The sequence below is a fragment of the Alsobacter sp. SYSU BS001988 genome, from assembly GCF_054796215.1.
In genome coordinates, this window is record NZ_JBTAMK010000002.1 from 608029 (window position 1) to 634905 (window position 26877).

The window sequence follows — 26877 nt, forward strand, 5'->3', positions numbered from 1 at the left end:
CGAGTCTTGCCTCAGAGCGCCCCGAAGCCCCCGTTGGCCTACCTCGACAGCAATCACCTCGCGTTGGTGCGAGACAAGGCCCTTTGTAGCTCGTCAACCATCGCCTTCAGCTTCTGGACTTCCGGTTCGGACTTGCCCAACGCGCAGACAATGTCTCTGCGAGCCACCGCTGCGTCGCCCTGAATGCTGCGGCCGCGGTCAGTGAGGGTGACCAACACCTGCCGCTCATCGGCCGGATTGCGCTTGCGCACCACGAAGCCGGAGGCTTCCATGCGCTTGAGCAGCGGGGTCAGGGTGCCTGAGTCGAGATCAAGGCGATCGCCGATCTCGGATATCGGCACGCCGTCCGACTCCCACAGCGCCATCAACACCAGGTACTGCGTGTAGGTAAGGCCCACCCTGTCCAGAAACGGCTTGTAGGCCGCCGTGAAGGCCTGGGCGGTGGAATAGATGGAGAAGCAGAGCTGCTGGTCCAGCTTCAGGCTGTCGAATGCGTCGGTCATGGCAGCCACCATAGCGAGTAGCTCGCGCAAAATCAATTTGACTCCATCTCGATAGCGCACCATTAGATAGCGCGCAAATCAAGGAGGGGCGACAATGGCGCTGCGGTTTATTCTCGGACCTGTGCTGATGGGAGTGGTGCTGGTGGTCGGGGTCAAGGCGATGGACGCCAGCCCAGCAGCCTCGGCGCCCAAAGCCAAGCCCGCCCAGACCGCCAGCGTCGCGGCGGCGCCCTTGGCCGGCGGTCTGCGCAATGTGATGCTGCAACCTGGAATCCAGCCCGGAACGACGGTGCAAGCCCCGCCCGCGACGCCGAGCATCGGACCACAGGCGTCATACGCTTCGCTCCGTTCAGAACCGGCGGCGATCGCCTCTGCGCCTCAGGCCGCAACCAACAACGTCGTCCCGGCCTCTGCGGTCAAGAAGGTGGCGAAAGCTGAGACGCGTGGCGCAGCCGGCTGCGCCACCTACAAGAGCTTCAATCCTGTGACCCAGACCTATCGCAGCTTCGATGGGGCGGTGCGGCCGTGTCGGTCCGCCATCACCACGGCCGCCAATTGAGCCACCATCCCGAAGGGACGTCGATGACGGGTCTCTGGCGTCTCAGCGTGCTGGTCGTGGACGATTTTGCGCCCATGCTGACCATCGTGATGAAGCTTTTGGCGCAGCTCGACATCCATGACGTGGACTGCTCCATGTCGGTGATGGGAGCCTTGGACAGCGTCGCGCGGCGGGATTACGACTTGCTGATCCTCGACTATTTCCTCGGGGAGGAGACTGGAGACGAGCTGGTCCACAGGCTGAAGCTAACTGGGCAGACCATCCCGGCCATCATCATGACGGGAGAGCCCGAGAAGGCCATGCAACTCACCGGCCGCAATGGCGACTGGCTTAGGAAGCCCTTCACGGCCGAAGACCTGCGCGAGCGGATCGTCGCCGCCTTGGCCTGAAGCAGCACCGGCGCGACTTCAACGGAGACCGCCGCCTCGGACGGCCGCAATCAGTTCGGCGAGCTGATCGCGGATCTCGGACAGAAGCTTAAGATCGGCCGGTACTTCGGGCGCTTTAGGCACATCGAGCTTGGCGTCCTCTTTGCGCTTCAATCGGTTCATGGCCTGGATCACCAGGAACAGAACGGCCGCGATGATCGCGAAGTTGACCGCGACGGTCAGGAACTGACCATAACCCAACACGGCCCCCAGCTTCTTGGCGTCGGCGTAAGCCAAGCCAGTCTGAACTTTGCTTGAAAGCGGCACATAGTAGCTGGAGAAATCCAGCCCGCCCGTGACTGCGCCGATCAGCGGCATGATCACGTCGGCCACCAACGAGGTGACGATCGCGCCGAAGGCGGCGCCGATGACGACGGCGACGGCCAAGTCCACCACGTTGCCCCTAAGCGCAAATTTCTTGAAATCCTCGAGCATGTCCGCAGTCCCTGCATTCGATCAGCTGCCCACCAATGCGCAGCCCACGCTTACGGTTGCAGGTCCTCGCCGGGCACCTCCTCGCCGGTGTCCGGATCGACTTAGATCCGTTTCACCTTGTTCCCGGTTTGCCGGCTCGGGGTGTGAGAGCTTGAGATAGCCCTTCCAGTTCGCACGAGGAGCCGTTCTGGCCCTCCTTGAAACGCAACGCCGCAACTGGCCGGCTCAACCTTGGCCTTAGCGATTCCTTCCGCTCGCCTGTGGCGCGCCCCGCCCGTTGTTGGAACTGCCTGGAAAGATTCCGTGTTTTCCGTCCGAAGGAGACCGGACTATGGCAGACGATCCGACCAAGCGAGGCGGCCAAGACAGACAGCGCGTCAACATCCATCAGCGTCATGAACTCGACTACTGGAGCCAGAACTGGGGCGTGACCCACCAGCAGCTCGAAGCCGCCGTGAAGAAGGTGGGCGACAGAGCAAAGGCCGTGGCGGACGAACTCGGGAAGGACCACCACGAGCCAGGGTAGGAGGTGCGTTCGCCTGTCCCCGCCCACAAGCGCCGAACGCCGCCAGGTTTCATTGCCCCGTGTCTGGTCTGCCCGACGGAACGCGTTCCGAAAGGGCCGCTCTGGATCCGCCACCCAAGCACGATGGCTTTCGAATGATTTGCTGCTGACGAGAGCCGCCTCTGGAGCCGAACAGAGACTCAGCGGCGCGAGACTTCCCAGGATCGCGACGGGCCTCCTGAGCCTTCCCTGTGGCTCCTGCGTGATCGACGGCGATGGTCCAACTGCCCGGCGGCGACCAGGTGGGAGTTGCTCTACAGACGGGCCGGGCAGCCCGCCTGACCTTTTCAAGGGGCGTTCGGGCCGAAGCTCAGCATTCGGCGCCTGCGTGCGACGCCTCGAGGATATGGATCGGCGCCCCCGTAGGAATGATCCTCAAAAGCGACAGGCCGGCCCTCTCGAAGAGCGCCGCATACCCGTCTTTGTTCCGCTCTAGGCCACCCGTGACAGTGAGCATCGTGAGGTCGATGAGTTTGATCGTGGCGTAATCGTCCCCGAGCGGCACCAAGGTTTCGGCGACGAGAAGCCGCCCATGCGCCGGCAACACACGCCGAACCGCCTCGAGGATCGCGACCGATCTCTCGTCGTTCCAATCGTGAATGACCTTTTTCAGGATGTAGACGTCGGCTCCGTCCGGCACGCTCTCGAAAAAATCTCCCGCGACGAATGAGGTTCGCGGAAGCGGGCCACCGACCCCTTTCTGGGCCTCGGCAACGCCGCTCGGGAGATCGAACAGAATGCCGCCGAGGTGGGGATTGCGGGCGAGGATGTTCGAGAGGAGGCGGCCATGGCCGCCGCCGATGTCCGCCACGACGGAGAACGGCGAGAAGTCGTAGGCCGCGGCGACGGCTTCGTTCAACCCGCGTCCATAGGCCACCATGGCCGCTTGGAAGACCTCGGCCGCTTCGGGGTTCTGGCCGAGCCACGCGAAGCGCGGGAGCCCAAAGACCCGCTCGAAGGTCGGTTCACCGGTTTGAACGGCGTGAGCCAGTTCGGCAAAGGCGCGGTAAGGCTCCGCGTTGAGCATGCTCAGGAACTCGCGCGGCCCGCGGCCGGAGCGCAAGGCGTCGCCCACCGGGGTGAGCCCGAAGACGCCAACGGGGCCCTCTCGGAACACCCCTTCGGCACACAGCGCCCTCAGCACGCGGGTGAGCGCTCCGGCATGCACGCCGCACTCATGCGCCAGATCGGCGGCGGAACGAGGGCGCGCCACCAGCTTTTCGGGGATGTCGAGATCGGCGGCAACTTTGAGGCACTGCGAAATCGCGAAGCCAAAGCCGAGACGCGTGAGTAGCTCTTCGGGGGTCATAGGCCACCTCCTCTGCGGTACCGCACATCAGAATGGCACAAAGACCGAGTGTCGGAGCCGGGGCCCGCGAAATGGGCTGCCCGATCGTGAGTGTCCCGCATCCCTGCCAGCAGCCGGCGGGCGTCTTTGAAGGGTCGGCGGCGACGGCGATGCCCATAACCTCAGCTTTAGAGAAACAAACGAATAGAACCATTTTGTTCTCTTGCGGCCTCTCCGAATCGGGAGCAACTTCAAAGCAACAAACAAGACGAAAATCGGGATCGTGGCCCATGTGGTTCGCTATCGTGGATATAATTTGCTTTAACCCATCGTTGGGCTTTGTAGACGCGCGCCAGCTATTCCAGATTAACGACTTGACTGATCAACCGAATACGTTAATCGACGGAGTTTGCGATGCGCATACCACAGAGGCGGTCCTTTCATGCTGACCGCCTCATGGTCAATCGCAGACAATCTCATCTGGAGAGGCATCACGCGAATACGCGTCTGATCATAGGATTGGTGATGGCGACAGGGCTGGCCATGACAGCAATCGCAGCTGTGCTTTCCCTCTACAGCGCAAGCGGTCCTCGCACCATCTCGTCGATCGCCAGCAGTTCGTGCTGTTCGCAGCCCAGCGGGATGGGACCGTGGTGACTCAGCGCGGGCCGTCTGGTGCGATTGGGCGTTGGCGCGCGTCGCCCGGAACGAAAAGGCGGAAGGCCGTCAGCGGCCCTGTCCGGGTCTGCCGCGGGTCGCACTATGGCGGATAAGGTCTCTCGGGAAACGCTTCAATCTCTTTACGACGAGGTTCGCGGGCGCTTGCAGGCTCAAAGCGCCGATTACCGGACGATGCTTGCCCTGGAGGAAGCCATTCTCACTTTGGGAACGAGCGCAGACCCCACGGCCAATCTCGTTGCGCCTCAAAGTTCAGCGATCGACCTCGCCATCAGGGTGACGCAGGCAGGGGCTGCGAGGCGGGTGCTTGTGGCCAGAGGCGAGCCGGCGCCAATTGAAGAGTTACTTCGGCTTGTGCCGGCTTTCGGGGGACGTAAGACCACTCGAGCGTCGCTCTCCTCCAGCCTGTCCCAGGCGCCGGAGTTCGTCAGCATCCGCTACAAGAACCGCTGGTGCTGGTGGCTTGCTGACGCGCCGCGAGGGCGAGAGCCTCATGCGCAGGGCGGTCCCGCCCCACGTTCCCAGCGCTGGCGGGTGGGGCGGCACAAAAGCAGGAGTTAGCCCTCGCGCGGCCTAAGCCATCAGGTCAGGTCGCTTGCCAGGAACACGAGCTGCGCGCCGGGATTAATGGGGTGAGTGAAGTGAAGGTCACTCTCGAACCTCAACCACCTTAAGGCCCTGCCGCGGATCGCATCCCCGCGCGCAGGGCTTTTTCGTGAGGGATCAAGCGAGCGAGGTGCGCCGTGCATCCGAGCCAACGACTGTTCGACCTTGCTGCCGCGACCGCCGCATTCTTGTTCATCGTCATGGTGATAGTCGGAATCTGAGCGGTGAATCGGGCGCCGCGGCGTGGGAGCGCCAGCAGCGCACGCCAGAAAGAGCCTAGCCAGTTTCCACAAAGCTGGGAGCCTCATCACCGCAATCTGTTGCACGTGGGCCTTTCGGTACTGATCCACCGGCGGGAGCCCTTTTTTAAAAAATCCCTGCAGGAGACTTTGCAGGGCCATCGGTCGCGGGTGATCAGGCCGCCCGACGTTGACCCCTGATCCAATCGGCCAAGTGCGACCAAAAGCGGCCGGGCCTTCGGACAGGCTGGGCCTGAAGAGCGCCCGCTCCTCGGGCTGCAGCCGCACAGCGAGCCTCCGGGGGCTGCGGAAATTTACCGACCGTTCTGATTTCGACCTCGGACCGCGGCACTCGGGCTACGTCTGATTGCGCCGGCTAAGAAAAAGCCCCGCAGCGAGTGCGGGGCGAAGAGTGGGGGCGCATCACTCGATGGAATGATGCGCTTAGGCAATGCGCGGGCTGCCTGGTTGTTCCCGGCTCACCGGGGCCATGCGCAACAGATTGTTAACCAGGTCAGTGCACTTTGAGGTTGTTACTGCGATGCGACACTCGAAGCCCGTCACCGCCCCCGGTGACGGGCTTTGTCGTTTCCAGCCGGGCGCGACGTTACTCGATCGGTGGCACGCAGCAGCCCAACGCCGCGCTTCTGAAGTTCCTCGCCGACCTGGATCAGATGCTTGAGCGAACGTCCCAGCCGCGACAGGCTGTAGACGACGATCGCATCGCCCTCCCGCGCGAACTCCAACGCCGCCTGAAGCTGAGGCCGATCCTTCTTCATGCCGCTGATCGTCTCGCAGAAGATGCGCTCGCATCCCGCCGCCTTGAGAGCGTCCATTTGAAGTGCGTGATCCTGTCCCTGCGTGCTGACCCGTGCGACCCCAATGAGCATGCAGTCCCTCCCAAAACTCGTCACAAACAGCCTCGCCCGAGCCATACCTTTTGCAACTGGTTTTTGCGAAGCGGCTGCAAGGCGTCGTGGGACTCCGACCCGGCAGCGATCTGAGAAGCCCGGAAACGAACGGTTTTGAGAGCCAGTGAAAAAACGCTCAGCTATTTGGCCAACGCATGTCGCACGGCTCTGAACGTCCGACCGTCGGACGTTCAGAAAGTCCGCCGCTAAGAATCGAAATGACCGTCCGCTGCCGCGCGCCGTATCACTCCGATGCAGAGTGAAGGCTGGCAGCCTCCTTCCGCTTGCGTAGGTGACCGCTGTCTCTCACCATCGCCCTAACCGGCGAGAGCGAGGCACATCTACGTGGCTGAAAACAAGCGCACTGGATTACGGCGCAAGCTGGCAGCGATCATAGCCGCCGACGTCGCGGGCTATAGCGCGCTCATGGGAGCCGATGAAGACGGAACCGTGAGCGACTTGAAAGCGCATCAGGCTGCGATCTTCCCCATAATAACCAGCTACCATGGCCGGGTCATTGACACAGCAGGGGACGGAATACTCGCTGAGTTCGCAAGTGCTATTTCGGCGGTCGAGTGCGCATTGGCAATTCAAGCGGCGATGTCAGACCGAAATGCGTCCGCGCCACCTGCGCGGGGCATGCAATTCAGGATTGGGGTAAATTTAGGCGATGTGCTCGATGACGGGGTCAAGCTTTTCGGTGACGGGATAAATGTAGCGGCTCGGTTGGAGGCCATTGCTGAGCCCGGTGGAATCGTGATCTCGGAGAAGGTGCATCAAGAGGTGCACGGGAAGGTGCGCGCGGACTTCAACGATCTCGGGACGCGAGTACTGAAGAACATAACTCGTCCAGTCCGCGCGTTTGCTTGGCCACTCAGTGCCGCAGCATCATCGCTCGTCGGCAATGGACATCACACCAAGACCCGTAATCCCCCTTTGCCTGACAAGCCATCCTTGGCCGTACTCCCGTTCGCAAACATGAGCGGCGACCCGGAGCAGGAGTACTTCGCGGACGGGGTGGTCGAAGACATCATCACCGCCCTGTCCCGAGTGCGCTGGTTCTTCGTCATCGCTCGGAACTCATCCTTCACTTACAGGGGCCGGTCCGTGGATATCCGACAGGTCGGACGGGAACTCGGAGTGCGCTACGTGCTGGAGGGTTCCATCCGAAAGGCCGGGAGCAGGATTCGGGTCACGGGGCAGTTGATTGAAGCCGCCAACGGGCGGCATGTCTGGGCTGACAGGTTCGACGGCGATCTCGCCGACATTTTCGCTTTGCAGGATCGTATCACGGAGAGCGTCGTCGGAGCCATTGAGCCGACCATCAGCCGCGCGGAGATCGAGCGGTCCTCCGCGAAGCCGACCAATGATCTCGACGCTTACGACCTCTACATGCAGGCCCTGGCACGTTATTATACGCTCACTAAGTCTGCGAATGATGATGCCCTGCGGCTGCTCAGTCGCGCTCTGGAGTTGGACCCGACCTACTCCTCGGCCAAAGCTTTAGCGGCACTCCTCTACAATGTTCGAGTTATCCAGAACTGGGGGAACCAGACGGAGGTCGAGACCGGAATCCGCTTGGCCCGCGAGGCATGGGCGGACCATGCAGATGATCCAATCACATTGGGCAGGGTGGGAATCGTGTTGGCCTATCTGGCGCATGACTACGAGGTAGCACTCGCAGCGACGGACCGTGCACTCCTGTTGGACCCGAATGGTGCGGCTGCTCTTAGAAACAGCGCGTGGGTACGCATGTGGGTGGGCGACTGGCGCGTTTCGGTCGATCACTTTAAGAAGGCGATCCGCCTGAATCCTCTCGATCCTACTATGAGCGGGATGGAAACTGGACTGTGCTTTGCCTACTTAGTTGGTGCTTGCCCTGAACAAGCAATGCGGTGGGCTCGGAAGGCCCTTCAAACAACGCCCACGTATGGAGCAGCACTGCGAGGTCTGATAATAGCTTTGGTAGAGCTTGGCCGGGGGGACGAGGCGGTAGTGGTCGGGCAGAAGCTGCTTACCCAGGACCCAAAGCAAACGGTCACTCTCGCGCAGCGTCAGCACGCGCAACGCGACCCGCAGTTTCGCGAGCGGATCTTCGCGGCTTTGAGGGCTGTAGGCATCCCAGAGTAGAAGGGGCGGGTCTTAGCATGGCTGAGACGTTGAACAAGCTGGAGGCTGTAGAGCGGCTCCTGATAGCGGCGATCCGGATGATCATCTTCCGCGAGGACGTGCTGGCCGCGAACCTTCTGGCGACCTCGGCCCACAATTTCTTGAACGAGTATGAGAAAGCCAAGGGGCTGACGATGTCTCGGAGCTATCGCCGGATGATGGAGGGGAAGCGGCTGGAAGAGGGCTTCAAGGCCACCTCCCGCGTGGCGAACTTCCTGAAGCATGCGGATCGTGATCCGGACGCTGTATTGGAGGTTCCAGATCTGGTGGCCATGACCGATCTGGTGATATTCGGCAGCATCGAGAATTACCGCTCATTGACCGGCGGCATCGGCAGCCACATGCACTTCTTCATGATCTTCTTCCTGGCGCAGAACCCTGACTTGCTGGCGAGCGAAGCCATCACCATGACGATGGTGGAAGAATGGATGGCTGAGATCAAGGGCATCTCGTCATGGTCGCGGGAACGGCTGTGTGACAGGATTGGGACTCTTATTCGCACCGATCCCAAGGCACTGGCGGAGGCCCCAGTAAGCTACTAACGGCGGCCTGATCTACAGGTCCGGCCCCGTGAAAAGGCCCCAGGTTCTCGACGGCCAATTGGAGCGCATCAAGCTCCTGGACCCAACCTACCTGCCCGTGGTGGATCGGCCGCCGCACCGCTTTTACTAAGGCTGTTCGACCCACTCCGGACACAATGCCGCCACAGCATGATTAGCCTCCATCACAAGGAGGCGGGCCATGTTCCCAAACCTGAGCAACTTCCACATCATCGACGGGACGCTCACCTACGGCAATTACGGTGGGCTCAACTTCAGCGCCGGGCAGATTGGCGGCACCACGCCTGTTCCAGCCTTTCCCGCGCCCGTGGACGCCTACGACGCCCTGTTCTACCAGCACGATCTGGCGCTCCAGCAAGCCCAGACACCGGCTGAACGCATTCTGGCAGACGTGGCCGTCGTGGAAGGCGTTGTGGGGCTCCTGGAGCCCGCCCTGACCCATCACCATCATTACTGGTTCGTCTGATGTAGAGGCGACGGTGCCGAGTTGACAGGCTCCAATTCAGGCGAAGGCTTGTGCTGGTCACTATGCTTGTAAGGAGAGCTTCATGCGCGCCTTGGTAGCAGTCAGTGCCTGCACTCTCGTCCTGTCTGGTCCAGCTTTCGCCCAGGACGCCGGGCATGTCACAAATCCCGACAAAATGAAGTGGAGCGCCGCGCCACCGTTCCTCCCGAAAGGGGCGCAGTTGGTTGTCCTGTCCGGCGATCCCGCCAAGGAGGGCATCTTCACGGTTCGGCTGAAGTTCCCTGCGAACTACAAGGTCCCCCCGCACACGCATCCGACGGACGAACTCATCACAGTGATCGATGGGGATTTCGCGGCCGGGATGGGCGAGAAGTTGGACGCGAAAGCCGCCGCCAAGGTCGCCGAGGGCGGATTTGTCCAAATGCCCGCCAAGATGGCGCATTTCGCGATGTCACAGTCCGGCGCGATCATCCAGATCAACGGCATGGGACCGCTCAAGATCGACTACATCGATCCGAAAGATGGTCCATCGAAGTGATCAGTGCTGAGCTATCCGGGCAGGGTGGCCGAGAACCTCTTGCCCGGATCGGTCAATTAGGTCGGTTGCAGATCGAGGCGCTGCGTGAGAGCCAAACGACCCCGCGCCTGGATAGTGACGGCGTCGAACGACGACAGCCTTCAACCGGCGCAGTACTGAGTGCGCTCCCTAATTCAGGGTCAGCTTCTCCTTAAAAATCAGAGTGGGGATCTGCCCCCATCTGACCCTGATTTCGTCAGCCAGTTCCGCGCCAGTACCGTCGTGATCATGGATCACGACCAACGCAAAGTCGTGCCATGTGAACAGAGCGAGCGCGCTACTCCAACCTGCTGCTGCCTCAACCTGTGCGATCCCTTCGCCTCGAAGCATGGAGCGAACTTCGTCCGCTACCGCTTCCGAAGTTGTGACAACCAAAGCTGGCTCTGGAGGCATGAACTGCTCCTTCCTGTCCTGGAGCTACCCCTTAGACGAAAGGGTTTCTCGGAGCACCCTTGGTATGATTGCGGAGGATAGTTTCCCACTGAACCAAATTGTCCAATTGTGGGCTTGCACCAGAAGCACGCGCGCAGGTAATCACTATCGCGCGTGGCGGCACGTCTGGGACGTGCTCCTGTCATCCTCGGGGCTTGGTATCAAAGAACAGGATCAGGACGGAGCGTCCATTCGCCGTCTCAAGTGCGACTGAGAACGGCGAAAGGAACTCGTTTTGTTGGAGGTCGGTGAAGTGCTGCTGAACCCTATTGACGGCGTCGGCTTGCGCCGCCTCAAACCCGTGTGGGTCAAGCAGCAGGTGACCTGCGATCTTTTGGTGCAGATGGTAGCGCATGCGCAACCACGAGCGTCAACTTCGCAATTCGGATCAGCCCTGTTAGCGCTTGTCCTTACTGACTTTCGGCGGTTCGACAAAACGGTGTTCGCTGCTCCGCCACCAAGCGAGACTCGTCTTCACTTCAGGCGTACCCTCGTGATGTCGAGCCGGAGGGTAAGTTCATGCTTCACCTCGTCCGCGTTTCAGCTTTTTTGCTTGTTACCGCCGGAGTGGCGCACGCAGGCGGGGAGGACGAGGCCAAAGCTCTGTTCTCAAGTTTTGTCGCTGCCCAAAACGCTCACGACATCAAGGCTGTCATGCGCTGCTAAGTTTCAACCCGAAGGTGGCCATGCTCGGGAACGGAACTTGGTGTGTGCAGAGTCTAAGAGGCCAATCTAAACCGCCGTGTAGCGGACACGGCGGTCGGGTCTGCCAGAAAGCTACAAAACTCTCGGCCCTGCCCAGACATGGTGACGAGACTTCTGCTCAACAGCGTGCAATGGAGAGTCCAATGTCGTTCCGTGCCATGGTCGCTGCCGTTGCGCTAATCGCGCCCCTCGCAGCAAATGCCCAGGACAAAGCTGAAACTCAGGCCCTGAACGAGAAGTTCGTCGCGGCCGTGAACGACGGCGACTTCGCCTTGGCCGCCAAAATGTATCAGCCCGAGGCTATGATCCCGCCGCCCGGTGGCCAGATGCTGCAAGGCTACAAGGCCATCCAGGCGTTTTGGAAGGGAATGGGCGATTTCGGTTCCGATCTCTGGCTTACCAGCCAGGATGTGCAAACTCTGGGGGCGACCTCTGCCCGCGAGATCGGCACATTCAGGTTCAAGAGCAAGGGACCGCAGCCCCAGACCGTCGAAGGAAAGTATCTTGCCATATGGGTGAAGTCTGGCGACCTTTGGCTGATCAATACGGACATGTGGAACACCAACAATGAACTCTCGCAGCCCAGCGACTGAATGATGGACGACCTGCGAGCGGGAGAGCGCAATGGCGGTTCTAGAGCCTGTGGAGCGGCTTAAAGTCACTGTTCTGGTCGATAACGCGACCGACAGTCTCTCGTCCACGCCTGCCTGGGTGGAAACCGAGATGGCGTCGCACTGGCGTCGCGGCATGCGCTCGCTCTCCGGACGATGTCTGTGCTGCGCTGCCCATGGGCTTTCCTGTCTGATCACCACCCGGCGCGGCGGGGTTGAACGAACTTTGCTGTTCGACACCGGCCCAGAGGACTGGGTCTTCGAGCGCAACGTCACTCGCCTGGGGGTGGACCTCGGGAGCGTGGATGCCCTGGTGCTGTCGCATGGGCACTGGGACCATGCCGGAGCGATGCCCCGCGCGCTCCAGATGATCTGCTTGGCCAACGGCGGCAAAGCCGTCCCCACTTTCATGCACCCTGGCATGTTTAGCAGGCGAGCGACGATGGCTCATGACGGCTCTATGCGTCCCATGGAGGACGTGCCCAGCATTGACCTCCTTGAGGCCAATGGAGCCTGCGTTACGTGCACAACCGAGCCTCAGGTCCTGCTGGACGGCGCGTTCTACGTCAGCGGTGAGATCCCCCGCGTCACTCCGTTCGAAGTGGGCTTCCCCACCCAATACCGACGAACGCAGGACTGTTCAGGCTGGGAGCATGACCCCCTCATCATAGACGAGCGGTTTGTCGCCGTGAACGTGGATGGCAAGGGCCTTTACGTGTTCAGCGCCTGCTCCCATGCCGGGATCATTAACGTTCTCCGTCACGCACGCGAGCGTTTCCCGGACGTGCCCTTGTACGGCATCATGGGGGGCCTGCACCTGTCAGGCGTTACCGAGAAGATCATACCGGACACCGTCGAGGCCCTGAAAAGCTTCGATCTGAAGAGCCTTGCTGTGGGCCACTGCACCGGGTGGCGCGCCATCAATGCCCTGGAAAGGACTTTCGGGGACTTGGTCATGCCTTCAGCGGTCGGAAAAACCTATCGCTTGGGGTGACGCTCGTCTTTTGGGGCTGGTGCCTGGATACGGACGCAATCCAGACCCCACGCCAGAGCCCGCTGGAGATCCGCCTTCGTGAGCGGCTTTTGGAGATGCGGTTCGCCCCCACCGGTCCGGATTTCGGCATAGCCACTGACGATGATGAACGGCAGACCGGGGCGTAGCACGGCGAGTGCTTGGGCCGGTTTCAAGTCCGTGAGCGTGGCATGACGCGGTCGGAGATCCGCCAGAATTTCCTCCAGCGCGCCGTCAGTCGCAGATGGACCATAATGCCCAGCCCATCGCTGTGCAGCCAACTAGGGGAGCCAGGGCGTATCCTCTGGGGGGCTGGCTACATCGTAGTTTTTGACCCGAGGCAAGGCCGGGCCGCAAAACTCTGTCGGGGGGGCCGCCTTGAACTTCGCTGGTAGATTCGTGCGATAGCCACCTAGCACGGGATCGTACCGCAATGCGCTCCAGGGCAGAATGTGGACGCGCTTGCCGAGCCTGATCAGGCCGCCGATGGTCATCACAGCGTAGGCTACGTTGCCGGAGGTTTTGTCGATCATCAGGCGTTTGATCGTCCCTATTCGCTGTCCATGTTTGTTGAACACGCGGCTACCCTCGACACGGTCGCTCGCGATCAAGCGATGATGTTGGGATTCTTGAGTTCCGATCATGGCGACCTCCTCAGGATCTGACTCCGCATCAGAAAACAAGAAGGATCAAACCGCTTCTCTCCGACCAGCGCTGCAAAAGCGCTGCGGCCGAATTTGCGACGTGGATGAGGATGGCCCCTTCCCAATTTGTGTCAAGAACATCGCGGCCGGGTGCTATTTTGGAGCGCGACTGCCCGCACCTGACGGTCCAGCCTTCCGCTGACCGAAGGCCAAGCGAAACTGTCTCTCTACGTCGTTCAGGTTGGAAATTCACAAAAGGATCGTGGGGATGCGCCTCGGCAAGGATCAAGTCCCGCGACTCGTAATGGCGCTCTTTGCATTCATTTTGATGATCGCGTTCGTCTGGATCGGGCTGAACCCGTAAGTACGCGGCCTCGCCAACTAGGCAGCGCTGCTGGTGGCCAGCGTCCGGCCGGTCAACTCTGGGGCAGAGATTCGTCCCTGACGGGTCCGGCGCGGGATGATCCGGCAACCGAACCGATCCTCCAGCGGCCCGAACCCCTTGTTTCATCTGATCTACGAACGTCAAAAAACATGGACCGCGTGCGGTGCTAACAGGCCGATGGCGGCGAACACCAGTCCGGCTACCCCAAGCCCTCCAGAAAGCCAGAGGAGAGCCCCGATGCCGGTGATCACCGTGGCGGAGGCGATCACGATGGCGATCTGGAACGCAGCCGACGCGACCTCGTAATGGTGGTACCGCGCCTGGGCGGTGTCGCGCTTGTGTTCGGCCGACTTGGCCCGGGCGGAGAGTTCGCGACGGCCCTCCTGCGTGGACGGCTCTGTCTCCCAGCGCTCGATGGTCTTCTTCCAGTCCGCAAGTTGCGCGTTTGCCTTCACGGCTTGCTCGCTCTCAGGGGCGGGATTCTGGAGGGCCGCCAACTCACTGGCGAGGCGCACGCCGGTTTGACGGACCGTTTTGGCCTGGAAGAACGCCCACAGGTTCGAGGCTTCGACATTGGCCGCCAGCGCCTCTGTCTGAGCGTTCTTACCCGCTGTCTCGGCGAGGGCCAGGAACAGGGCCAGCACCGCGATCAGGAGCGCCACGCGCTTGTTGCCGTGAGCGCTTTCCACGCCAGCATGTTCAGACATTGGACCTCCTTTGAAACGCGGTCGCGCGGGGGAAAACTCAATGGGGCGGACCACGTGCCGCTTCAGTATGGCCTGCTTCAGCGCGTGGAAAGGGGCAAGCGGCGATGAAGCCGCGATAGCTGAACATGCGTTCATCTACATAACGAAAAAGATCAGGAACTCTGGAGCGGGGCTGGGGTTCATCTCAGCGGAGGCGTAGGTTCAAATGAGATCACCGTTTGGCATCACCGGCCAATATGGCTGCACATTGGCGTTATTGCAGCAACCCTCAGTCCTGCTCGGGCCCAAACCGTCGGCTCGACGAGCGGGCAGAACATCTCTGCCGCGTTTGCCACCTCCCTATCAATAACAGGATCGTGCTTGCCGAGCGCTCCAGCCGAAAGATCGTTCATGTCCTCGACCCCTAACTCAGTCGATCCTCCAGCGGGCGAACAGCATCGGTCCAGCGAGTTCCACCGAGAGCTTAAGGGGCCAACCCGAACAGTCCGGCCCGCCGAGCTAGTCCCGCTGGTCGGCGCTTCCCAAGGCCCTCCCGTTTGTCGGGGGGATAGATCAGTGTCAGGCGTTAGATTTCCTCGCCGTCATTGATTGTTCCGTCATCGTGGCCCGCGTCGCCGAGCAACCATCGAACGACCCGGCCGTTCTAGCAAAGCACCGTCTGTGCCCTGGAGCATCAACATGAATAAATTCTTGTTCGTCGCCGTCGTTACGGCGACCGCCTTCACGTCCGGAACGAGCTTCGCTCAGAACAGCGGAGTCGCGGCAGGGGCCGCCACCGGAGCGGTTGGTGGAGCGATTGTCGGCGGTCCAATCGGAGCAGCCGTGGGTGGCGTCGGCGGCGCTATCGTCGGGGGCGTCTTAGACACGGCTGATCGACCGCGTGTTCAGCAATATGTGGTCGAACAGAAGCGTCCCTCCGTCGCGTACGATCAGGAAGTCGTTGTTGGAGCTACACTTCCCCAGGCCGTCCAGACTTACGAAGTGCCTGATACGGTCGTTACGACAACTAAGCAGCGCACCGGTTGGCACTACGCCGTCGTCAACAACCGCACTGTGATCGTCGATAACAAGACCCGTCGCGTGATCGAGGTCGTCAACTAGTGCCAAAGGCGGCGGCATGATGCCGCCGCCCTCTTCGTTTTCAAAGGAAATTTGCCATGAAACGAATTGCTATGATAGCCCTCGGCCTCGCGCTGGGCACCACCGCAGCCGCCGCTCAGCCTTGGGACGGCGGCGCTGCTCCAGGGTGGACGCCTGTCCGACCTTTCAGTACTAAGTCACAGGCGTGCTTTTCTGGGGGGGGGGGCTCGTGCGACGCGCCAGTGGAAAACGGGTAGATGATCAGGCGAGCGATGCGTGGCGGACCGTTACAGGACTTCGGCTTTTTCATCTCGAGCCAGAGCAGGACCAACCCGTCTTTGGACTGCCGCTCATACCTTTCGACGCCAGCGACTTGATGCCAGGCGCGGCATGCCAGGCGGCTCGCCTTCTGCTCGGACTCTCCCAGCAGGATCTTGCAAACGCGGTCAACGAAAGCCGCGCCGATCAGCTTCCCGTCCACAAGAAAACAATTAATGATTACGAGAACTCTCTATCGGCCGCGCAATCCGACACCGTTCGTCAGTTGCGCGCGGCTTTGGAACGCCTTGGTGCCCGGTTCATCCGCTGCGGAAAATCCTTCGGGGTTATTACGCACTCTACCAGGGACGAAATCCGCGGGCGTTCACGCAGGGCCAGTAGAACTTCAGGTCTCAGGCCCCGGGATTAACAGCCGTTCGGAATAACGGTTCAAGCGGCCGCGACGGCTCCAGTCAAAACCGCTTCATGCTCTATCAATTTGCGACAGCACTTTAGGGCCTTATAGAACTCTCCGCACACCAGCATCTTCGTGATTTCGGCAAAGAAGATAGCTGTGCTCGGCGCAGCCGCCATTATTTCCCGGGCCAAAGCCATGTAACGGCGCTCGCCTTCTTCGGGTGAGATATCGCCTACGTAGATCTGCTCCAGAACTACATAAACGGTTTTGCACGACGTATCAGCGTCCTCTGGCGAGATGATGTCCTTCTCTCGCAGGATCGCCATGCCGTCACCTTCGATGGTGAAGTGAGCCCGGTGCGATCCGTTTGTCAGCACGATAGACCCAATGATGATCCGCTCGTGCGGCTTCAGCTCCATACGCAGCGGCATTTTGCATCTCCTCTGAACGGGATTCTCGGCCGATCTGGTTAACAAACAGTAAAGCGGCCGCGCCCGGCGCGACCGCTTCTGATTCTTAGAGTGTAGTACGGGTTAGAAGAGGCGCAGGACGGCCTGGTCGCGCTGCGATGACAGCGACAGGGCGGTTTGCGCCAGCTGGGAGCGCGTGTTAAGCGAAGTAAGCTTGGCTCCCTCCTCGTTCAGATCTGCGAGCGTCCAATCGTCCGCCCCCGACTGTAAGGTGGAGATCATGGACTTCGTGAAATCCTGCCTCGCCGTGATAATGGCCTGATTGGCTCCGAGGCTGCTTGCCACAGTGCGAAGCGTGGTGAGGGCCTTGGTGAGGTTAGTCAACTGGCTCTTGATGGCCGCATCGCCAGTGGTGTCGCCTGACGCGCCGTTTGACCAGCCGTTTGCGACGGCGGTAGCGACCCCCAGATTGCTTGCCGTGAGCGAGGTGCCGCTGTTAGCCTGAAGCGACAACGTGGCCGTGGCCGCCTGCCGATCGAAGCTGACTGTCGTCTTATCGCCGTTCAGCAGGTTGACGCCGCCATAGCCGGAGTTCTTCATCAGTTCGTCCGCCTGATCCATCAGGGAGTTGAACTGAGAGCGGAGACTTTCGCGCGTGGTCACGTCCGTAGTGGCAGCGGCCGAGTTTGCGATGCCCTGAGCCGTCTGCATCATCTTCGTGATGCCGTCGATGCCGGTCGTCGCCGCGGAGACGGTGCGAACAGCCTGCTGCATGGAGTCCTGCAGGCCAGAAAGGTCTGAGGACCGGTTGGTCAGATCCGCCGCGGCGAAATATGCCAAAGGGTTGTCGACAGCAGAATTCACCTTCCGGCCGGTCGCCAAGCGCGTCTGCGCTTGGCTGGCCGCTGCTGCGGTCTGCTGAATCGTGAGCAGGGTGTCGCGGATGCCGGCGGAAAGAGCAATGTTAGCCATGAGGTATTCTCCTTCTGAGATTGAGCGAGGCTTCTTGCCTGCTGGCCCACCGTGGAGCCTCGGCCGTTAATGCCAAGTGTGGGAATGTCGTGAATCATCTATGAAAAAGAGCGCAGAACGCGTCGCTACATCCAACAGAAGGAGCGCAGATTTGAGACACCGGGCTCTGATCCTGGTCTGGCCTCACCCAGCCCGCTGCGTGGAGTTTCCAGGCATGGCGCTCGCGCACGCGCTTGGGCTTCTTGGGCTAGAAGCGTCCGTGGTATTCACAACGGATGCAGTCGCGGTCAGGAACGCTCTGGCCAGCGCCGACGAGCAAAAGCTCGTGATAAGCATGGGCACGATCCCTCTGGGAACCATGGTCGACAACCAGCCTCTGCATCGCTATTTTTCGTGCCCCTTCTACGTCTTTCTGCTCGACCCGATTATCTACGATTTCGCGAAGTTCGCGTTCGTTCGCTCCTTCATTCAAGAGGCGGCATCCGACGCGCACCTGAACTTCCTCTGTCCGGATATGAGCTATGGTCGCATCATTCAGAAATTGATCGGTAAGCAGGTCCTTTCATTCCAGTTCGCCGCCTTTCTGGACCAGCCTCCTGACTCGGGATCACGCAACGGACGTGCGGCTGTGTTCGCCAATATCGGCCAGCAGATCGCGTCCGTGCGCCACGACCACGTGGAAGAGGTCCTTTCCGCCTATTGGCCCGACGAGGTGCCACGGCATCTCGAGTCGAGGCTGATAGATGCGCTGCTTACCCCGGGATCATCCGTGAACGTGTCCGAGGCGCTGTGCCAGTCCCTCGACTTAAACGTGCGCCAGCTGTTTACGCGAGAGATGCTACGATTGGCCGTGCATCTTGATTCCTTTGAGAAAAGGCGCCGCCGCTTGGCCACGGTCGAACAACTCAAGGGATTTCCGCTCGACTTCTACGGCGAAGGCTGGTCCGATTACTTCGATGCCGTGCCAAGCTTCCGATTCATCGACCCGATCTCGTTCGAGCAGATTGCGCGTACCGCCAGCGGTTATTCAGCCGTCATCAATTTTGACCCCAACTGGAGCGACGGGCTGCACGACCGTGTGTATACCGCTCTTGGGGCCGGTTGCGCCGTTCTGACCAATGACAATAAGGCTCTGGACGGTTTGCAGCCGTGGCGTGATCGCATCCTTACCTATGATCTCGTTGAGCCCAGGCCGCGAGACGCGTTAGCGTTGGCGCTGCAGTTGGATCCCGCTAAGCCACAGTCGCTGACCGAATTCAGGTGCTTGCACAACTGGCTTTCGCGAACCGAAAACCTGGCGCGAAGCCTGTGGCAGTCAGCGCCGGCTTCAGACCGCGAAGCGCTCTAGATAGGCCGAGAGATCGAGAACCCACGCAGCGTTGGCGTTCACAGGATCGCCTTTAGACCGGATCAAGGCGCAGCCCGACCAGTCAGTGACCTCTGAGGCGCGCATCAAGGTGACCCCATGCGGCAGGGCTATTACCTCGCGCACAATGGCGTATGAATCTTCGGGAGCAGCGACGCATCGCGCGCCCAACCGCCCCGCCTCGATGACACAGGCTTCGAGCGCGGCGAGGGTCGAGAGCTCCAGCCTCGTGTCGCCATGGATCGCGTCAACAGCGTGGCCCTGCAAGCGACGGTCGAGATGCCAACTGGTCAGCCAGTTGCGCCGACCCAAATGGAGGCGGAGCGCCACGCCCATGCGGATATTCACGAACTGCTGCACGCGTTCGGCGAAGTCCCGCTTGCGCCGGATCCAGTCGTCAGACTTGCGGGCGTAGGACGCTAAATATTCAAGGCCGCCACGATATTCGTCCCAACCGAATAACGTCTCCAAGTTACCGACGTGTTCCTGCTCCCCGCGCGAGATTGCGGTGACGATAGCGAATGGCTCCGGCACGAAGAGCACATCGCCGGCCTCCAGAGCGTGCGCCAACGCAGCGAAGAAATGATAGGCTGTGCTGTCGAAAGGCGCGAAAACCTGCCGTGCCGCCCGCGTCCTAACGATGAACCACTCGGGAAACACGTGGCGTTCGAGTATGAACTGCAAGCAGGCCGCCTGTTGACCCTTAGTAAAACGGATTTGCTCCTCGACAGGATAGGAAGTGCCCGTGATGGTGTTGTCTTCGTATTCATTAAGGACGAACCAGGGGGCCTGCAGCATCGCAATGCCGGGGTCGTCGCACATTGTGCCGATGTGCTTTTTCAGTGTCTCTCCAATAAGGAGATCATCATTGCCGACATAAACAGCCAGCTCGCCGCGAGCCGCGCGAAGGCAGCTCAGGATATTAGAACGAAAGCCGAGATTCGTCGCGTGCCGATGATAACGGATCCGCTCGTGCCCCGCCGCCCACGATTGAACTATTTCTGGCGTGGCGTCCGGCGACGCGTCGTCCATGACGAGGAGCTCGTAGTCGATATCTAGGCTATCGAGCATCGGCAGATGATGTTTGAAGAAACGGTTCAGGACGTGCGGCCGGCCGTAGGTGGGCAAGACGACCGACAAGAGTGGGGGTTGATAAGCGGCGGAGACCAGCCCACCACTGCCTTTCACGGATACGGTCGGTACCCCCGCCTCACGCAGCATCGGCCTGCTCCGCCGTCCATAGACCCCAGGCAAGCTTGGCAAGCTCGCTGACCAACGCGTCTTTGTGCCACGACAGGAAGTCCGTGTTCAGTCTGGATTCGGTCTCCTGCGGGAGAGCTGGTGCTCCGGCGGCTTGACGCACGCTCCGGATCATATCCACCATCTCGCTGCTGAGTCTGGCATGTTCCCAGCCGCGCAATGTCACTTTCAGCAGCCGCTCGCCTTCGGCCATCATTGGCCGGGCTTTTCCACCCTGGGGCGAATCAAGCGCGGGCACGGCGAACTTGATCAAGCTCTGCACATCTTCGACGAACCGGGCGCGGACCGCCCATTCACTCGCACGTTTGGTGCGGAAGTCGAGGCCGGAAAAATCCTCGAATTCACCAAGCGTCCGTGTCGCTCCGAGCCCGAACAGGCCCAAGTCCATTACGGCTTCCGCGATCTCGCAGCGGCCGTGCATTGATAGGTGATCGAAACGCAAATATGCGAGGCGGTCCCTCTCCCGCTGTTTAGCTTTATAGCTGGGATCGTCATCAGAGCCGCGGCTAAGCGTGTTATTCCGCTGATACTGATGCCACATGATGCGTTGGACAGGCGAGAAGATATCCCACCCGTGCGTGAACGCACGGAGAGCATAACTAATTTCTTCAAGAGCGAAGCATTGATACGGATCGTAAGGAACTTCATTCACGAGGGAGGCCTTAGCGAACAGACCGCCAGCCATCAGGAACGGCATCCGGTGATGTCGGTCCAATGGGAAGGCCGGCCAGACACCGGTGATGCGGATCGCGCCGTCGGACAGAAATCCGTCCGTGCGCAAAAGCCCTGGATAGAGGTCCGACAGCACGTCTCCCGGGCTCAGGAAAGGCGGCGAGGCAGAGGCGATGATCGCTTTTTCGCTGGGACAAGCCAGCAGATCAGCGATTGCCAAGTCGTCCCAGCCTTGCTCGAAACGCATGTGGGAGTCGATCTGTAGAAAGTATTCCTCGCCGCGCCACAGAGCCTGGGCAAGAAAGCGAGCCCAGCAGACTCCCCGGCTTAAGCGCCAGTCTGCGCGCACTTCTCGAATGCGCTCGCGATACGGATCGGAAGTCAGATCCAATTCGCGATCCTCGATGGGGTCAATCTGGCGCACGAGGCCGACGGTGACGCGCTCAGGCCTCGATGCCTTCGCGAAGAGGTCCGTCAGCGTGTTTTTCAGGTCTGCATCACGGAACGAGGCTATCGAAACGAAGATACGTTCCACGCCCCATTCCGGAGAAAAATCCAGAGGGTCGCTCTGCGCCCGCAAGCCGCGGGCGCCTTCGAACTGCCCATTGAGAGTGGGGTCGGCGAGGGCACGTGAAAACTGGAGCGACATGGGATACCTGGCCAAGCGGCACGATCAACCGAACAATCTGAGGACAGCTTGATCGCGCTGGGAAGAGAGCGAAAGCGCTGTTTGAGCCAGTTGGGAGCGGGTATTCAGGGCGGTTAGCTTGGCACCTTCCTCGTTCAGGTCAGCCAGCGTCCAATCATCTGCACCAGACCTTAAAGTAGCAATGATCGACTTGGTGAAATCCTGCCGAGCTGTGATAATAGCTTGGTTCGCGCCCAGCCCGCTGGCTTCGGCCCGCAACTTTCCCAGAGCCTTGGTCAAGTTGGTCAGCTGCGTCTGGATCGCCGCGTTGCCCGTAGTGTCCCCGGCAGTCGCCGCATTGTTGTTCCAGCCGTTCACAGCATTTGTCGTAACCCCGAGCGCACTAGCAGTCAGGGCCGTTCCGCCGTTAGCGTTCACGCTCAGGGTAGCTGTGGTGGCCTGCCGATCGAAACTCACCGTCAGTGTGTCGCCGTTCAGAAGGTTGATTCCGCCGTAGCCTGAATTCTTCATTAGCTCGTCTGCTTGGGCGAGGAGCGCGTTGTACTGCGTCTGTAGCGAAGCCCTAGTCGTAGTGTCCGTCGTTGCAGCCGCCGAACTCGCGATGCCCTGGGCCGTTTGAAGCAGCTTGGTCATGCCGTCGATTCCGGTGGAAGCGGCGTTGACCGTTCTGACGGCCTGCTGCATTGAATCCTGCAGGCTAGACAGGTCAGAGGCCCTGTCCGTGAGATTGAGGGCGCTGAAATACGCCAGCGGGTTGTCTACTGCGCTGTTGACTTTCTTGCCCGTCGCCAGACGACTCTCCGTCTCCTGAGCTGCCGCCGCGGTCCTTTGGATAGTAAGAAGGGTGTCGCGGATGCCCGCCGAAAGTGCGACATTTGCCATGCAGAGAGCCCCGGATGAAAAGTGGTTCTCCGTTAATGTTACCGATTTAGGTTAACAAATCGGAAACGTGCCTTGGTAACCGGGCTAGTCCGCTCCTGGAGCTGACGCTTGAATCCGACGGCCTGCTCTCGGTGGAACCGGCCGAAGTCGCGACAACTCGTGTACTTTTCGAACTGTGCGATTGCTTGGGCAGCGGCATCCACGGATGCCTGGCTGCGCTGGTTGGCTTCCCGAAGCCACTGGAGATAGCGCCTCTTCGCGCGCTCGTTGCGAGGGTTGATGGTGCCCATGGCTGAATCCTGATCAGGATAACAATTGGAAGAGGGAGCAGTGGCCTGCCTTATGCGCGCGCCGCGTTGTCTCAAATGGTGCTTACGGCAGATAGCCCGAGCTTTCGTCCGACCACGGACGTACTGGCGAGTAGATCCTCGGAGCCGCACGATGGGAACGCCGCCTTGGGGAAACTCATGGCGGCATTTTCGTGCGCCCTGGCGCCCGGCCCCGCTGCGGACCCAATTAGCTCGACAGGATCATCTGCCTCAACATCGCGACCAGCAGCCGGTCAGGAACAGGCTTTGGCAGGAAGGGAACGCCATCCGGTAACTCGGGCGGCGCCTCAAAGCAGCCTGAGACCATGATGATGGGAAGATCCGGCCAAGCTTCGCGCACTTCCCGGGCGAAGCCGACGCCGTCCATCTCTCCGGGCATATCGATGTCAGAGATAACAGCGGAGATCCCCGGCCGATTGTCGATGCACGCCAGTGCTTCGACAGCATCGCCGGCCTGGACGACGTCGAACCCATTATCGACCAGCATTTCAGCCAGAACGAAACGGAACAGCAGGCTGTCATCAACGATGAGGACTGTACGATTTTCTTGCATTTTACGCATCGCATCACTGCGATCACGCTTCCGTGAATGCGAGTCATATACAAGAGTTATCGCGTCGGGGCAGCTATGCGTTCTGAGTTAGGTTAAGGCAAATCCTGATTGAAGGCGGTCGCCCGTAGGATGGCGCGTTGGCTGATCGCTGCAACTTTGCCAGCACGTCAGCGTTTGGCGCTCGCTGGAGACGCTATGACGGAACGCCATTACAGAGAGCGGGCGCAGCGCTGCATGGAGCGCTTGAAGGCCGCTGCCGATGATCAGGAGCGGGCGCTCCTGCTTGACATGGCCGAGAAGTGGCTGGAGTTAGCCCACCGGGCCGAGAACCGGGCTTCAGCGCAGGAAGGCGGACACCCCCTGGCGGCCGAGGACGCCGGCATAGCCACGCACATCAGGCACGATCCAGACCGAACCTGAATTAGCCAGGGTCTATTGCGGTCGTCCCACCCAATCCGGCAGTCGCGCGATCCCGACAGCAATCCGCCGCGCCTCGTCGGGCGTCAGGCCGCCTGCTTCAGGGTCGCTGTGGTAGATGGCCGCCAGCCTGATGCCGCTCGCGTCGGTGACCGAGAACCAGGTTTTCCGGTCCTCAACGAAGAATGGCCCCTGCGTCCCGGGCGGGAATGCCGCCGATCCAACGCCGTGCATAAGATCCGGCATGCTGGCGATCATCTCCGCCATCGCCCTCGCCTGGTCGGGCGACATCATCACGCTCCCGGTGCTCCGATAGCCTGTGGTGTCGCCGTAGCAGTAGGCGAGCCACGCGCCGTTCGCGTCGGCGACGCGGAACCCGCCGGCATGGGGTGGACCGTCCAGGGTGGCGGGAAGCGGCGGGTCATTGCCATGCACGCATTATAGCTGGAAGCTAAGTGGCCAGGCGTTCCGCTATGCGTCTTCCAATTATCTAGCCGAACCCCACATCCTCCCACTCAATGACAAGCCGCCCTCCAAGGGTGTCCATCGCCTTTTGTAGCACCTTGATTACCCGCAGATCGTATTCTCTGCGCCGGCCGAAGAACCCATCGAGGCCGGTCGCATCGTCCAAGTCCTTCATGCTGATGTTCATGTCGAACGCACGGCGGCGGATTTGATCATAGAGTTTCACGCCAACTCGTCCGGGCGGGCGCAGGCGCTTCCGAAGGCGTAGCGCATTCGCCTTCACGTAGATGGCGTGCTGGTTCCGACCCGGAAGGCCGTCACGAACCTCCTGCTTCGTGCCGGTCGGATATATCCGCCGAAGTACCCGTATTTCAGTGGGCGTCCACGGCTTTGGCGAGGATCTGGTGAGGCCCATCCCGAGCTTTTTGGCGCGGACCTGAATCCCTCTGCTTGTTCGACCGGGTATGCGCCCAAACGCCTTTCGATAGTCGCCAAAGCTCAGCAGAAGTTCCTCTTCGTCTGACGTCCAGAGGCGATGCGGGCCAACTACCCCCAGCCGTTGAATGCGCTCTCTCGCCAATGCCGCGATATAGGCGTAGTGGCCCGCATGGCATGTCCAGCCGCGGCGCATGGCGAGGCTCCAATCCGTGGTGGAGCGATGGAACTCCCCGGGCCTGCCGGAATCGAGTCGGGATGCAGTTTCGTCCCCGCATTCCACCGGGCAGGCTTCGCACACCCCCCGGCTTCATCGCGCCATCTTCGGCCTGTCCGGCCGAGCGCGTTCCGTCGGGGCCGCTCTGGATTCACCAACCCAAGCATGATGGGTTTCGGATGATCTGCCGGCGTACTGGCTCAGAAAGCCGCCTGTGGAGCCGAAACGCCCTCAACTGGACCGGGAGGCTTCCCAGGATCGCGACGGGCCTCCTGAGCCTTCCCTGTGGCTCCTGCGTGCTCGACGGTGAAGCGCAGCTGCCCGACGGTCGCGACGACTTCCACGCTCTCCGCTCAGCCGCCGGCGGGCGCCACGCGATCCTCATGGCCTTCGACCTCCTGGAGCTGGACGGCCGGGATCTCCGCCCCCTGCCGCTCGATGAGCGCCGCGCCGGGCTGCAGCGGCTCCTGGCCGTCCCCGTGCATGGCGTCGCGTTCGTGGATGCGACCGACGAGGACGGCGAGGCCTTGTTTCGTCACGCCTGCGTCATGGGCTTGGAAGGCATCATCAGCAAGCGCCGGGACGCCCCCTACCGGTCGGGAAGGTCACAGACCTGGCGGAAGTCGAAGTGCCCCGGATACATCCGCCAAGGGTCGACCGGGCGCAGAGGGGACAGCACGGCCGCCTTGGTCGAGAGCTAATCCAGCGCGGCATCCCGGTCATCGTTGTCGCAGCCTTTCAGCGCGAAAGCTCACCCGTACAGATCGCTGCGGCTTTCTGGCAGCAGGACGTCTTGCAAGGCTCTGGCTTGGCCGTTCGCTCCGTGACCGAGAAAGGCTGGGACCAGGTCTGAACCGGGTAGCGGCTCGGGGACGCCGGCACGTGTGATCTCACACCTTGGTATCTTGAAGAAGGGAGCACCGTTACGGGCAGGTTCGGGGGGCTACCGAAGCGGGAGGTTAAGATGAGCGTCGGCTATCCCGACCATGCCCTCAGTTCATATTGGCCCATCGTCAAGATCGTAACCACCTACGCAGATGGTTCTAGAATGGCAGGCAGTGGCGTTTTTGTCGGCCCAAACGACATACTGACCGCTGCCCACGTCGTGGAAGGCAACGTAGTTGATGTTGACATCTACGCTGCATACCGGGACGGCCCATCCTACAATCCCGAATTCAGCTTTACTGAGGGCTCATGGCAGCTCGATTTTTACGATGTTGCGCATGATCCCAACGTCCGAACTGACCAGCAGGCAGCTTGGGACCTCGCGGTAATCGGCATTTCGAAAAACATGGGAGATCTGGTCGGCGAATACCAGATGCGTCCGTCAGCTGATCCTTCTTCATACAATCACTTGCTGGGCTACCCAGGGAAGTGGGGATATGACCAGCTCGTTGAAAGTTACCCCGAGTTTGGAGGCGGTGTTTCTCTGACTGGTGCCGGCAACTTCGCCACGGGCGGCTATACGGTCGGCAATGGTATGAGCGGCGGGCCCTTGGTCGATCGCGATGGCCATGTAGTAGGAGTGCTGTCGACCAGTGGCGCGATCAATCGTATCGATGGTGAGTGGAGTGATCTGCAGAAGTGGATCAGCGGTAACAACCAGCTGGTGCCGCCCGCTCCGAACTTCGCCAAGGAGTTTTCACCCGGCGCGAGCACATCCTTCGCGGGTTCGGGTGTTTTGGGCGTCGCCAAGGGATACTCGTCCGACCTAAGCACATCATTCGCGGGAGCGGGCGCGCTGGAAATCCCCAGCGCTGCCAAAGAGTACGCGCCCGGCGGGGCAAGCACGTCTTTCGCGGGGAGCGGTCTCACCATTCCGAATTCCGCCAAGGAGTACTCCGCCGGCGCGAGCACGAGTTTCGCGGGGACGAGCGTTCTGGAGGGGCACAGCTCCGCTCAGGCGCACTCACCCCCTGCGAGCGACCAAGCCCCGTCGGCGGCGTTCGTCAAAGTCGACCCGGGCTTGGCCGGCCTCTTCGTCGACCTGTCCGATTACGGCTACAAGGTCGGC

At 60.9% G+C, this 26877-nt stretch carries 30 protein-coding genes; 14 read left to right on the plus strand and 16 right to left on the minus strand.

The genetic code is table 11. From position 1 onward, the window contains the following. Positions 1-53: 53 nt before the first annotated feature. Positions 54-503 carry a MarR family winged helix-turn-helix transcriptional regulator gene (locus ACYVO7_RS06950; protein ID WP_460449087.1) on the minus strand — a complete coding sequence of 150 codons (450 nt, stop codon included), beginning with the start codon at positions 501-503 and terminating at the stop codon, positions 54-56. Between the two features lie 94 nt (positions 504-597). Here ACYVO7_RS06950 and ACYVO7_RS06955 point away from each other — a divergent pair, with 94 nt between their 5' ends. Continuing rightward, positions 598-1062: a BA14K family protein gene (locus tag ACYVO7_RS06955; RefSeq protein WP_460449088.1), complete on the plus strand. Its 465-nt coding sequence runs from the start codon at positions 598-600 to the stop codon at positions 1060-1062. Between the two features lie 23 nt (positions 1063-1085). Further along, entirely contained in the window at positions 1086-1451 is a 366-nt protein-coding gene (locus ACYVO7_RS06960; RefSeq protein ID WP_460449089.1) for a response regulator, read from the plus strand. A gap of 18 nt (positions 1452-1469) precedes the next feature. On the opposite strand, the gene mscL is transcribed toward ACYVO7_RS06960, so the two are convergent. Beyond that, on the minus strand, positions 1470-1925 hold the full coding sequence (mscL, locus tag ACYVO7_RS06965; protein WP_460449090.1) for a large conductance mechanosensitive channel protein MscL: 456 nt from the start codon (positions 1923-1925) through the stop codon (positions 1470-1472). A gap of 331 nt (positions 1926-2256) precedes the next feature. Here mscL and ACYVO7_RS06970 point away from each other — a divergent pair, with 331 nt between their 5' ends. Continuing rightward, positions 2257-2451 (plus strand): DUF3606 domain-containing protein, encoded by a 195-nt coding sequence (locus tag ACYVO7_RS06970; protein WP_460449091.1) that lies wholly within the window; start codon positions 2257-2259, stop codon positions 2449-2451. Positions 2452-2800: 349 nt separating this feature from the next. Here the strand turns inward: ACYVO7_RS06970 and ACYVO7_RS06975 are convergent, their stop codons facing one another. Continuing rightward, the gene (locus ACYVO7_RS06975; RefSeq protein WP_460449092.1) at positions 2801-3799 is read right to left on the minus strand and encodes a methyltransferase; all 999 of its coding nucleotides are present in this window, start codon (positions 3797-3799) and stop codon (positions 2801-2803) included. Positions 3800-5861: 2062 nt separating this feature from the next. Then, positions 5862-6236, minus strand: a complete 375-nt coding sequence (locus tag ACYVO7_RS06980) for a recombinase family protein (protein ID WP_460449093.1) — start codon at positions 6234-6236, stop codon at positions 5862-5864. Positions 6237-6557: 321 nt separating this feature from the next. On the opposite strand from ACYVO7_RS06980, the gene ACYVO7_RS06985 reads away from it, so the two are divergent. The 4 genes from ACYVO7_RS06985 (at position 6558) to ACYVO7_RS07000 (ending at position 9945) form a co-directional block, all read left to right on the plus strand. Next, positions 6558-8342, plus strand: a complete 1785-nt coding sequence (locus ACYVO7_RS06985) for an adenylate/guanylate cyclase domain-containing protein (RefSeq protein WP_460449094.1) — start codon at positions 6558-6560, stop codon at positions 8340-8342. Between the two features lie 17 nt (positions 8343-8359). Then, positions 8360-8923 carry a hypothetical protein gene (locus tag ACYVO7_RS06990; protein WP_460449095.1) on the plus strand — a complete coding sequence of 188 codons (564 nt, stop codon included), beginning with the start codon at positions 8360-8362 and terminating at the stop codon, positions 8921-8923. Positions 8924-9122: 199 nt separating this feature from the next. Continuing rightward, a complete protein-coding gene (locus ACYVO7_RS06995; protein WP_460449096.1) occupies positions 9123-9407 on the plus strand; it encodes a hypothetical protein in 285 nt (94 codons plus the stop codon). Positions 9408-9489: 82 nt separating this feature from the next. After that, a complete protein-coding gene (locus ACYVO7_RS07000; RefSeq protein WP_460449097.1) occupies positions 9490-9945 on the plus strand; it encodes a cupin domain-containing protein in 456 nt (151 codons plus the stop codon). Between the two features lie 168 nt (positions 9946-10113). On the opposite strand, the gene ACYVO7_RS07005 is transcribed toward ACYVO7_RS07000, so the two are convergent. Beyond that, positions 10114-10377 carry a hypothetical protein gene (locus tag ACYVO7_RS07005; protein ID WP_460449098.1) on the minus strand — a complete coding sequence of 88 codons (264 nt, stop codon included), beginning with the start codon at positions 10375-10377 and terminating at the stop codon, positions 10114-10116. A gap of 181 nt (positions 10378-10558) precedes the next feature. Beyond that, complete coding sequence (locus ACYVO7_RS07010) at positions 10559-10771, minus strand: hypothetical protein (RefSeq protein ID WP_460449099.1); 213 nt, start codon at positions 10769-10771, stop codon at positions 10559-10561. Positions 10772-11264: 493 nt separating this feature from the next. Here ACYVO7_RS07010 and ACYVO7_RS07015 point away from each other — a divergent pair, with 493 nt between their 5' ends. After that, entirely contained in the window at positions 11265-11714 is a 450-nt protein-coding gene (locus ACYVO7_RS07015) for a YybH family protein (RefSeq protein ID WP_460449100.1), read from the plus strand. Between the two features lie 31 nt (positions 11715-11745). Then, on the plus strand, positions 11746-12726 hold the full coding sequence (locus ACYVO7_RS07020) for an MBL fold metallo-hydrolase (protein ID WP_460449101.1): 981 nt from the start codon (positions 11746-11748) through the stop codon (positions 12724-12726). Between the two features lie 299 nt (positions 12727-13025). Here ACYVO7_RS07020 and ACYVO7_RS07025 read toward each other — a convergent pair whose 3' ends face one another. Beyond that, the gene (locus ACYVO7_RS07025) at positions 13026-13388 is read right to left on the minus strand and encodes a PRC-barrel domain-containing protein (protein WP_460449102.1); all 363 of its coding nucleotides are present in this window, start codon (positions 13386-13388) and stop codon (positions 13026-13028) included. Positions 13389-13913: 525 nt separating this feature from the next. Next, positions 13914-14480 carry a DUF4337 domain-containing protein gene (locus tag ACYVO7_RS07030; protein ID WP_460449103.1) on the minus strand — a complete coding sequence of 189 codons (567 nt, stop codon included), beginning with the start codon at positions 14478-14480 and terminating at the stop codon, positions 13914-13916. A gap of 678 nt (positions 14481-15158) precedes the next feature. Between ACYVO7_RS07030 and ACYVO7_RS07035 the strand changes: the two genes are divergently transcribed. Next, on the plus strand, positions 15159-15581 hold the full coding sequence (locus tag ACYVO7_RS07035) for a DUF1236 domain-containing protein (RefSeq protein ID WP_460449104.1): 423 nt from the start codon (positions 15159-15161) through the stop codon (positions 15579-15581). 687 nt (positions 15582-16268) lie between these two features. On the opposite strand, the gene ACYVO7_RS07040 is transcribed toward ACYVO7_RS07035, so the two are convergent. Further along, positions 16269-16667, minus strand: coding sequence for a flagellar biosynthesis repressor FlbT (locus ACYVO7_RS07040; RefSeq protein WP_460449105.1), 399 nt, complete (start codon positions 16665-16667; stop codon positions 16269-16271). Positions 16668-16769: 102 nt separating this feature from the next. Further along, positions 16770-17618 carry a flagellin N-terminal helical domain-containing protein gene (locus ACYVO7_RS07045; RefSeq protein ID WP_460449106.1) on the minus strand — a complete coding sequence of 283 codons (849 nt, stop codon included), beginning with the start codon at positions 17616-17618 and terminating at the stop codon, positions 16770-16772. Between the two features lie 214 nt (positions 17619-17832). Between ACYVO7_RS07045 and ACYVO7_RS07050 the strand changes: the two genes are divergently transcribed. Continuing rightward, a complete protein-coding gene (locus ACYVO7_RS07050) occupies positions 17833-18966 on the plus strand; it encodes a glycosyltransferase family protein (RefSeq protein ID WP_460449107.1) in 1134 nt (377 codons plus the stop codon). Here ACYVO7_RS07050 and ACYVO7_RS07055 read toward each other — a convergent pair. From ACYVO7_RS07055 to ACYVO7_RS07070, 4 genes are all read right to left on the minus strand, one after another. After that, the gene (locus tag ACYVO7_RS07055; RefSeq protein WP_460449108.1) at positions 18946-20205 is read right to left on the minus strand and encodes a glycosyltransferase family 2 protein; all 1260 of its coding nucleotides are present in this window, start codon (positions 20203-20205) and stop codon (positions 18946-18948) included. The genes ACYVO7_RS07050 and ACYVO7_RS07055 overlap by 21 nt on opposite strands. After that, a complete protein-coding gene (locus ACYVO7_RS07060) occupies positions 20195-21565 on the minus strand; it encodes a GlcNAc-transferase family protein (protein WP_460449109.1) in 1371 nt (456 codons plus the stop codon). Before ACYVO7_RS07060 ends, ACYVO7_RS07055 begins: the two co-directional genes overlap by 11 nt. Positions 21566-21589: 24 nt before the next feature. Continuing rightward, positions 21590-22447, minus strand: coding sequence for a flagellin N-terminal helical domain-containing protein (locus ACYVO7_RS07065; RefSeq protein ID WP_460449110.1), 858 nt, complete (start codon positions 22445-22447; stop codon positions 21590-21592). A gap of 516 nt (positions 22448-22963) precedes the next feature. Further along, positions 22964-23338 carry a response regulator gene (locus ACYVO7_RS07070; protein ID WP_460449111.1) on the minus strand — a complete coding sequence of 125 codons (375 nt, stop codon included), beginning with the start codon at positions 23336-23338 and terminating at the stop codon, positions 22964-22966. Between the two features lie 186 nt (positions 23339-23524). Between ACYVO7_RS07070 and ACYVO7_RS07075 the strand changes: the two genes are divergently transcribed. Further along, entirely contained in the window at positions 23525-23749 is a 225-nt protein-coding gene (locus ACYVO7_RS07075) for a hypothetical protein (protein ID WP_460449112.1), read from the plus strand. A 12-nt stretch (positions 23750-23761) separates the two neighbouring features. Here ACYVO7_RS07075 and ACYVO7_RS07080 read toward each other — a convergent pair whose 3' ends face one another. Both ACYVO7_RS07080 and ACYVO7_RS07085 read right to left on the minus strand, forming a co-directional pair. Then, entirely contained in the window at positions 23762-24181 is a 420-nt protein-coding gene (locus ACYVO7_RS07080; RefSeq protein WP_460449113.1) for a hypothetical protein, read from the minus strand. A 55-nt stretch (positions 24182-24236) separates the two neighbouring features. Further along, on the minus strand, positions 24237-24842 hold the full coding sequence (locus ACYVO7_RS07085; protein ID WP_460449114.1) for a hypothetical protein: 606 nt from the start codon (positions 24840-24842) through the stop codon (positions 24237-24239). Between the two features lie 200 nt (positions 24843-25042). Between ACYVO7_RS07085 and ACYVO7_RS07090 the strand changes: the two genes are divergently transcribed. Continuing rightward, positions 25043-25564 carry an ATP-dependent DNA ligase gene (locus ACYVO7_RS07090; RefSeq protein ID WP_460449140.1) on the plus strand — a complete coding sequence of 174 codons (522 nt, stop codon included), beginning with the start codon at positions 25043-25045 and terminating at the stop codon, positions 25562-25564. Positions 25565-25827: 263 nt separating this feature from the next. Further along, positions 25828-26877, plus strand: a 1050-nt coding sequence (locus tag ACYVO7_RS07095) for a trypsin-like serine peptidase (RefSeq protein ID WP_460449115.1), incomplete at its 3' end; no start/stop codon positions are given.

Coding starts and splice junctions, on each gene's coding strand:
- ACYVO7_RS06950 (WP_460449087.1), bottom strand. CDS start 503: ATGACCGACGCATTCGACAGCCTGAAGCTGGACCAGCAGCTCTGCTTC.
- ACYVO7_RS06955 (WP_460449088.1), top strand. CDS start 598: ATGGCGCTGCGGTTTATTCTCGGACCTGTGCTGATGGGAGTGGTGCTG.
- ACYVO7_RS06960 (WP_460449089.1), top strand. CDS start 1,086: ATGACGGGTCTCTGGCGTCTCAGCGTGCTGGTCGTGGACGATTTTGCG.
- mscL (WP_460449090.1), bottom strand. CDS start 1,925: ATGCTCGAGGATTTCAAGAAATTTGCGCTTAGGGGCAACGTGGTGGAC.
- ACYVO7_RS06970 (WP_460449091.1), top strand. CDS start 2,257: ATGGCAGACGATCCGACCAAGCGAGGCGGCCAAGACAGACAGCGCGTC.
- ACYVO7_RS06975 (WP_460449092.1), bottom strand. CDS start 3,799: ATGACCCCCGAAGAGCTACTCACGCGTCTCGGCTTTGGCTTCGCGATT.
- ACYVO7_RS06980 (WP_460449093.1), bottom strand. CDS start 6,236: ATGGCTCGGGCGAGGCTGTTTGTGACGAGTTTTGGGAGGGACTGCATG.
- ACYVO7_RS06990 (WP_460449095.1), top strand. CDS start 8,360: ATGGCTGAGACGTTGAACAAGCTGGAGGCTGTAGAGCGGCTCCTGATA.
- ACYVO7_RS06995 (WP_460449096.1), top strand. CDS start 9,123: ATGTTCCCAAACCTGAGCAACTTCCACATCATCGACGGGACGCTCACC.
- ACYVO7_RS07000 (WP_460449097.1), top strand. CDS start 9,490: ATGCGCGCCTTGGTAGCAGTCAGTGCCTGCACTCTCGTCCTGTCTGGT.
- ACYVO7_RS07005 (WP_460449098.1), bottom strand. CDS start 10,377: ATGCCTCCAGAGCCAGCTTTGGTTGTCACAACTTCGGAAGCGGTAGCG.
- ACYVO7_RS07010 (WP_460449099.1), bottom strand. CDS start 10,771: ATGCGCTACCATCTGCACCAAAAGATCGCAGGTCACCTGCTGCTTGAC.
- ACYVO7_RS07015 (WP_460449100.1), top strand. CDS start 11,265: ATGTCGTTCCGTGCCATGGTCGCTGCCGTTGCGCTAATCGCGCCCCTC.
- ACYVO7_RS07020 (WP_460449101.1), top strand. CDS start 11,746: ATGGCGGTTCTAGAGCCTGTGGAGCGGCTTAAAGTCACTGTTCTGGTC.
- ACYVO7_RS07025 (WP_460449102.1), bottom strand. CDS start 13,388: ATGATCGGAACTCAAGAATCCCAACATCATCGCTTGATCGCGAGCGAC.
- ACYVO7_RS07030 (WP_460449103.1), bottom strand. CDS start 14,480: ATGTCTGAACATGCTGGCGTGGAAAGCGCTCACGGCAACAAGCGCGTG.
- ACYVO7_RS07035 (WP_460449104.1), top strand. CDS start 15,159: ATGAATAAATTCTTGTTCGTCGCCGTCGTTACGGCGACCGCCTTCACG.
- ACYVO7_RS07040 (WP_460449105.1), bottom strand. CDS start 16,667: ATGCCGCTGCGTATGGAGCTGAAGCCGCACGAGCGGATCATCATTGGG.
- ACYVO7_RS07045 (WP_460449106.1), bottom strand. CDS start 17,618: ATGGCTAACATTGCTCTTTCCGCCGGCATCCGCGACACCCTGCTCACG.
- ACYVO7_RS07050 (WP_460449107.1), top strand. CDS start 17,833: ATGGCGCTCGCGCACGCGCTTGGGCTTCTTGGGCTAGAAGCGTCCGTG.
- ACYVO7_RS07055 (WP_460449108.1), bottom strand. CDS start 20,205: ATGCTGCGTGAGGCGGGGGTACCGACCGTATCCGTGAAAGGCAGTGGT.
- ACYVO7_RS07060 (WP_460449109.1), bottom strand. CDS start 21,565: ATGTCGCTCCAGTTTTCACGTGCCCTCGCCGACCCCACTCTCAATGGG.
- ACYVO7_RS07065 (WP_460449110.1), bottom strand. CDS start 22,447: ATGGCAAATGTCGCACTTTCGGCGGGCATCCGCGACACCCTTCTTACT.
- ACYVO7_RS07070 (WP_460449111.1), bottom strand. CDS start 23,338: ATGCGTAAAATGCAAGAAAATCGTACAGTCCTCATCGTTGATGACAGC.
- ACYVO7_RS07075 (WP_460449112.1), top strand. CDS start 23,525: ATGACGGAACGCCATTACAGAGAGCGGGCGCAGCGCTGCATGGAGCGC.
- ACYVO7_RS07085 (WP_460449114.1), bottom strand. CDS start 24,842: ATGCGCCGCGGCTGGACATGCCATGCGGGCCACTACGCCTATATCGCG.
- ACYVO7_RS07090 (WP_460449140.1), top strand. CDS start 25,043: ATGATCTGCCGGCGTACTGGCTCAGAAAGCCGCCTGTGGAGCCGAAAC.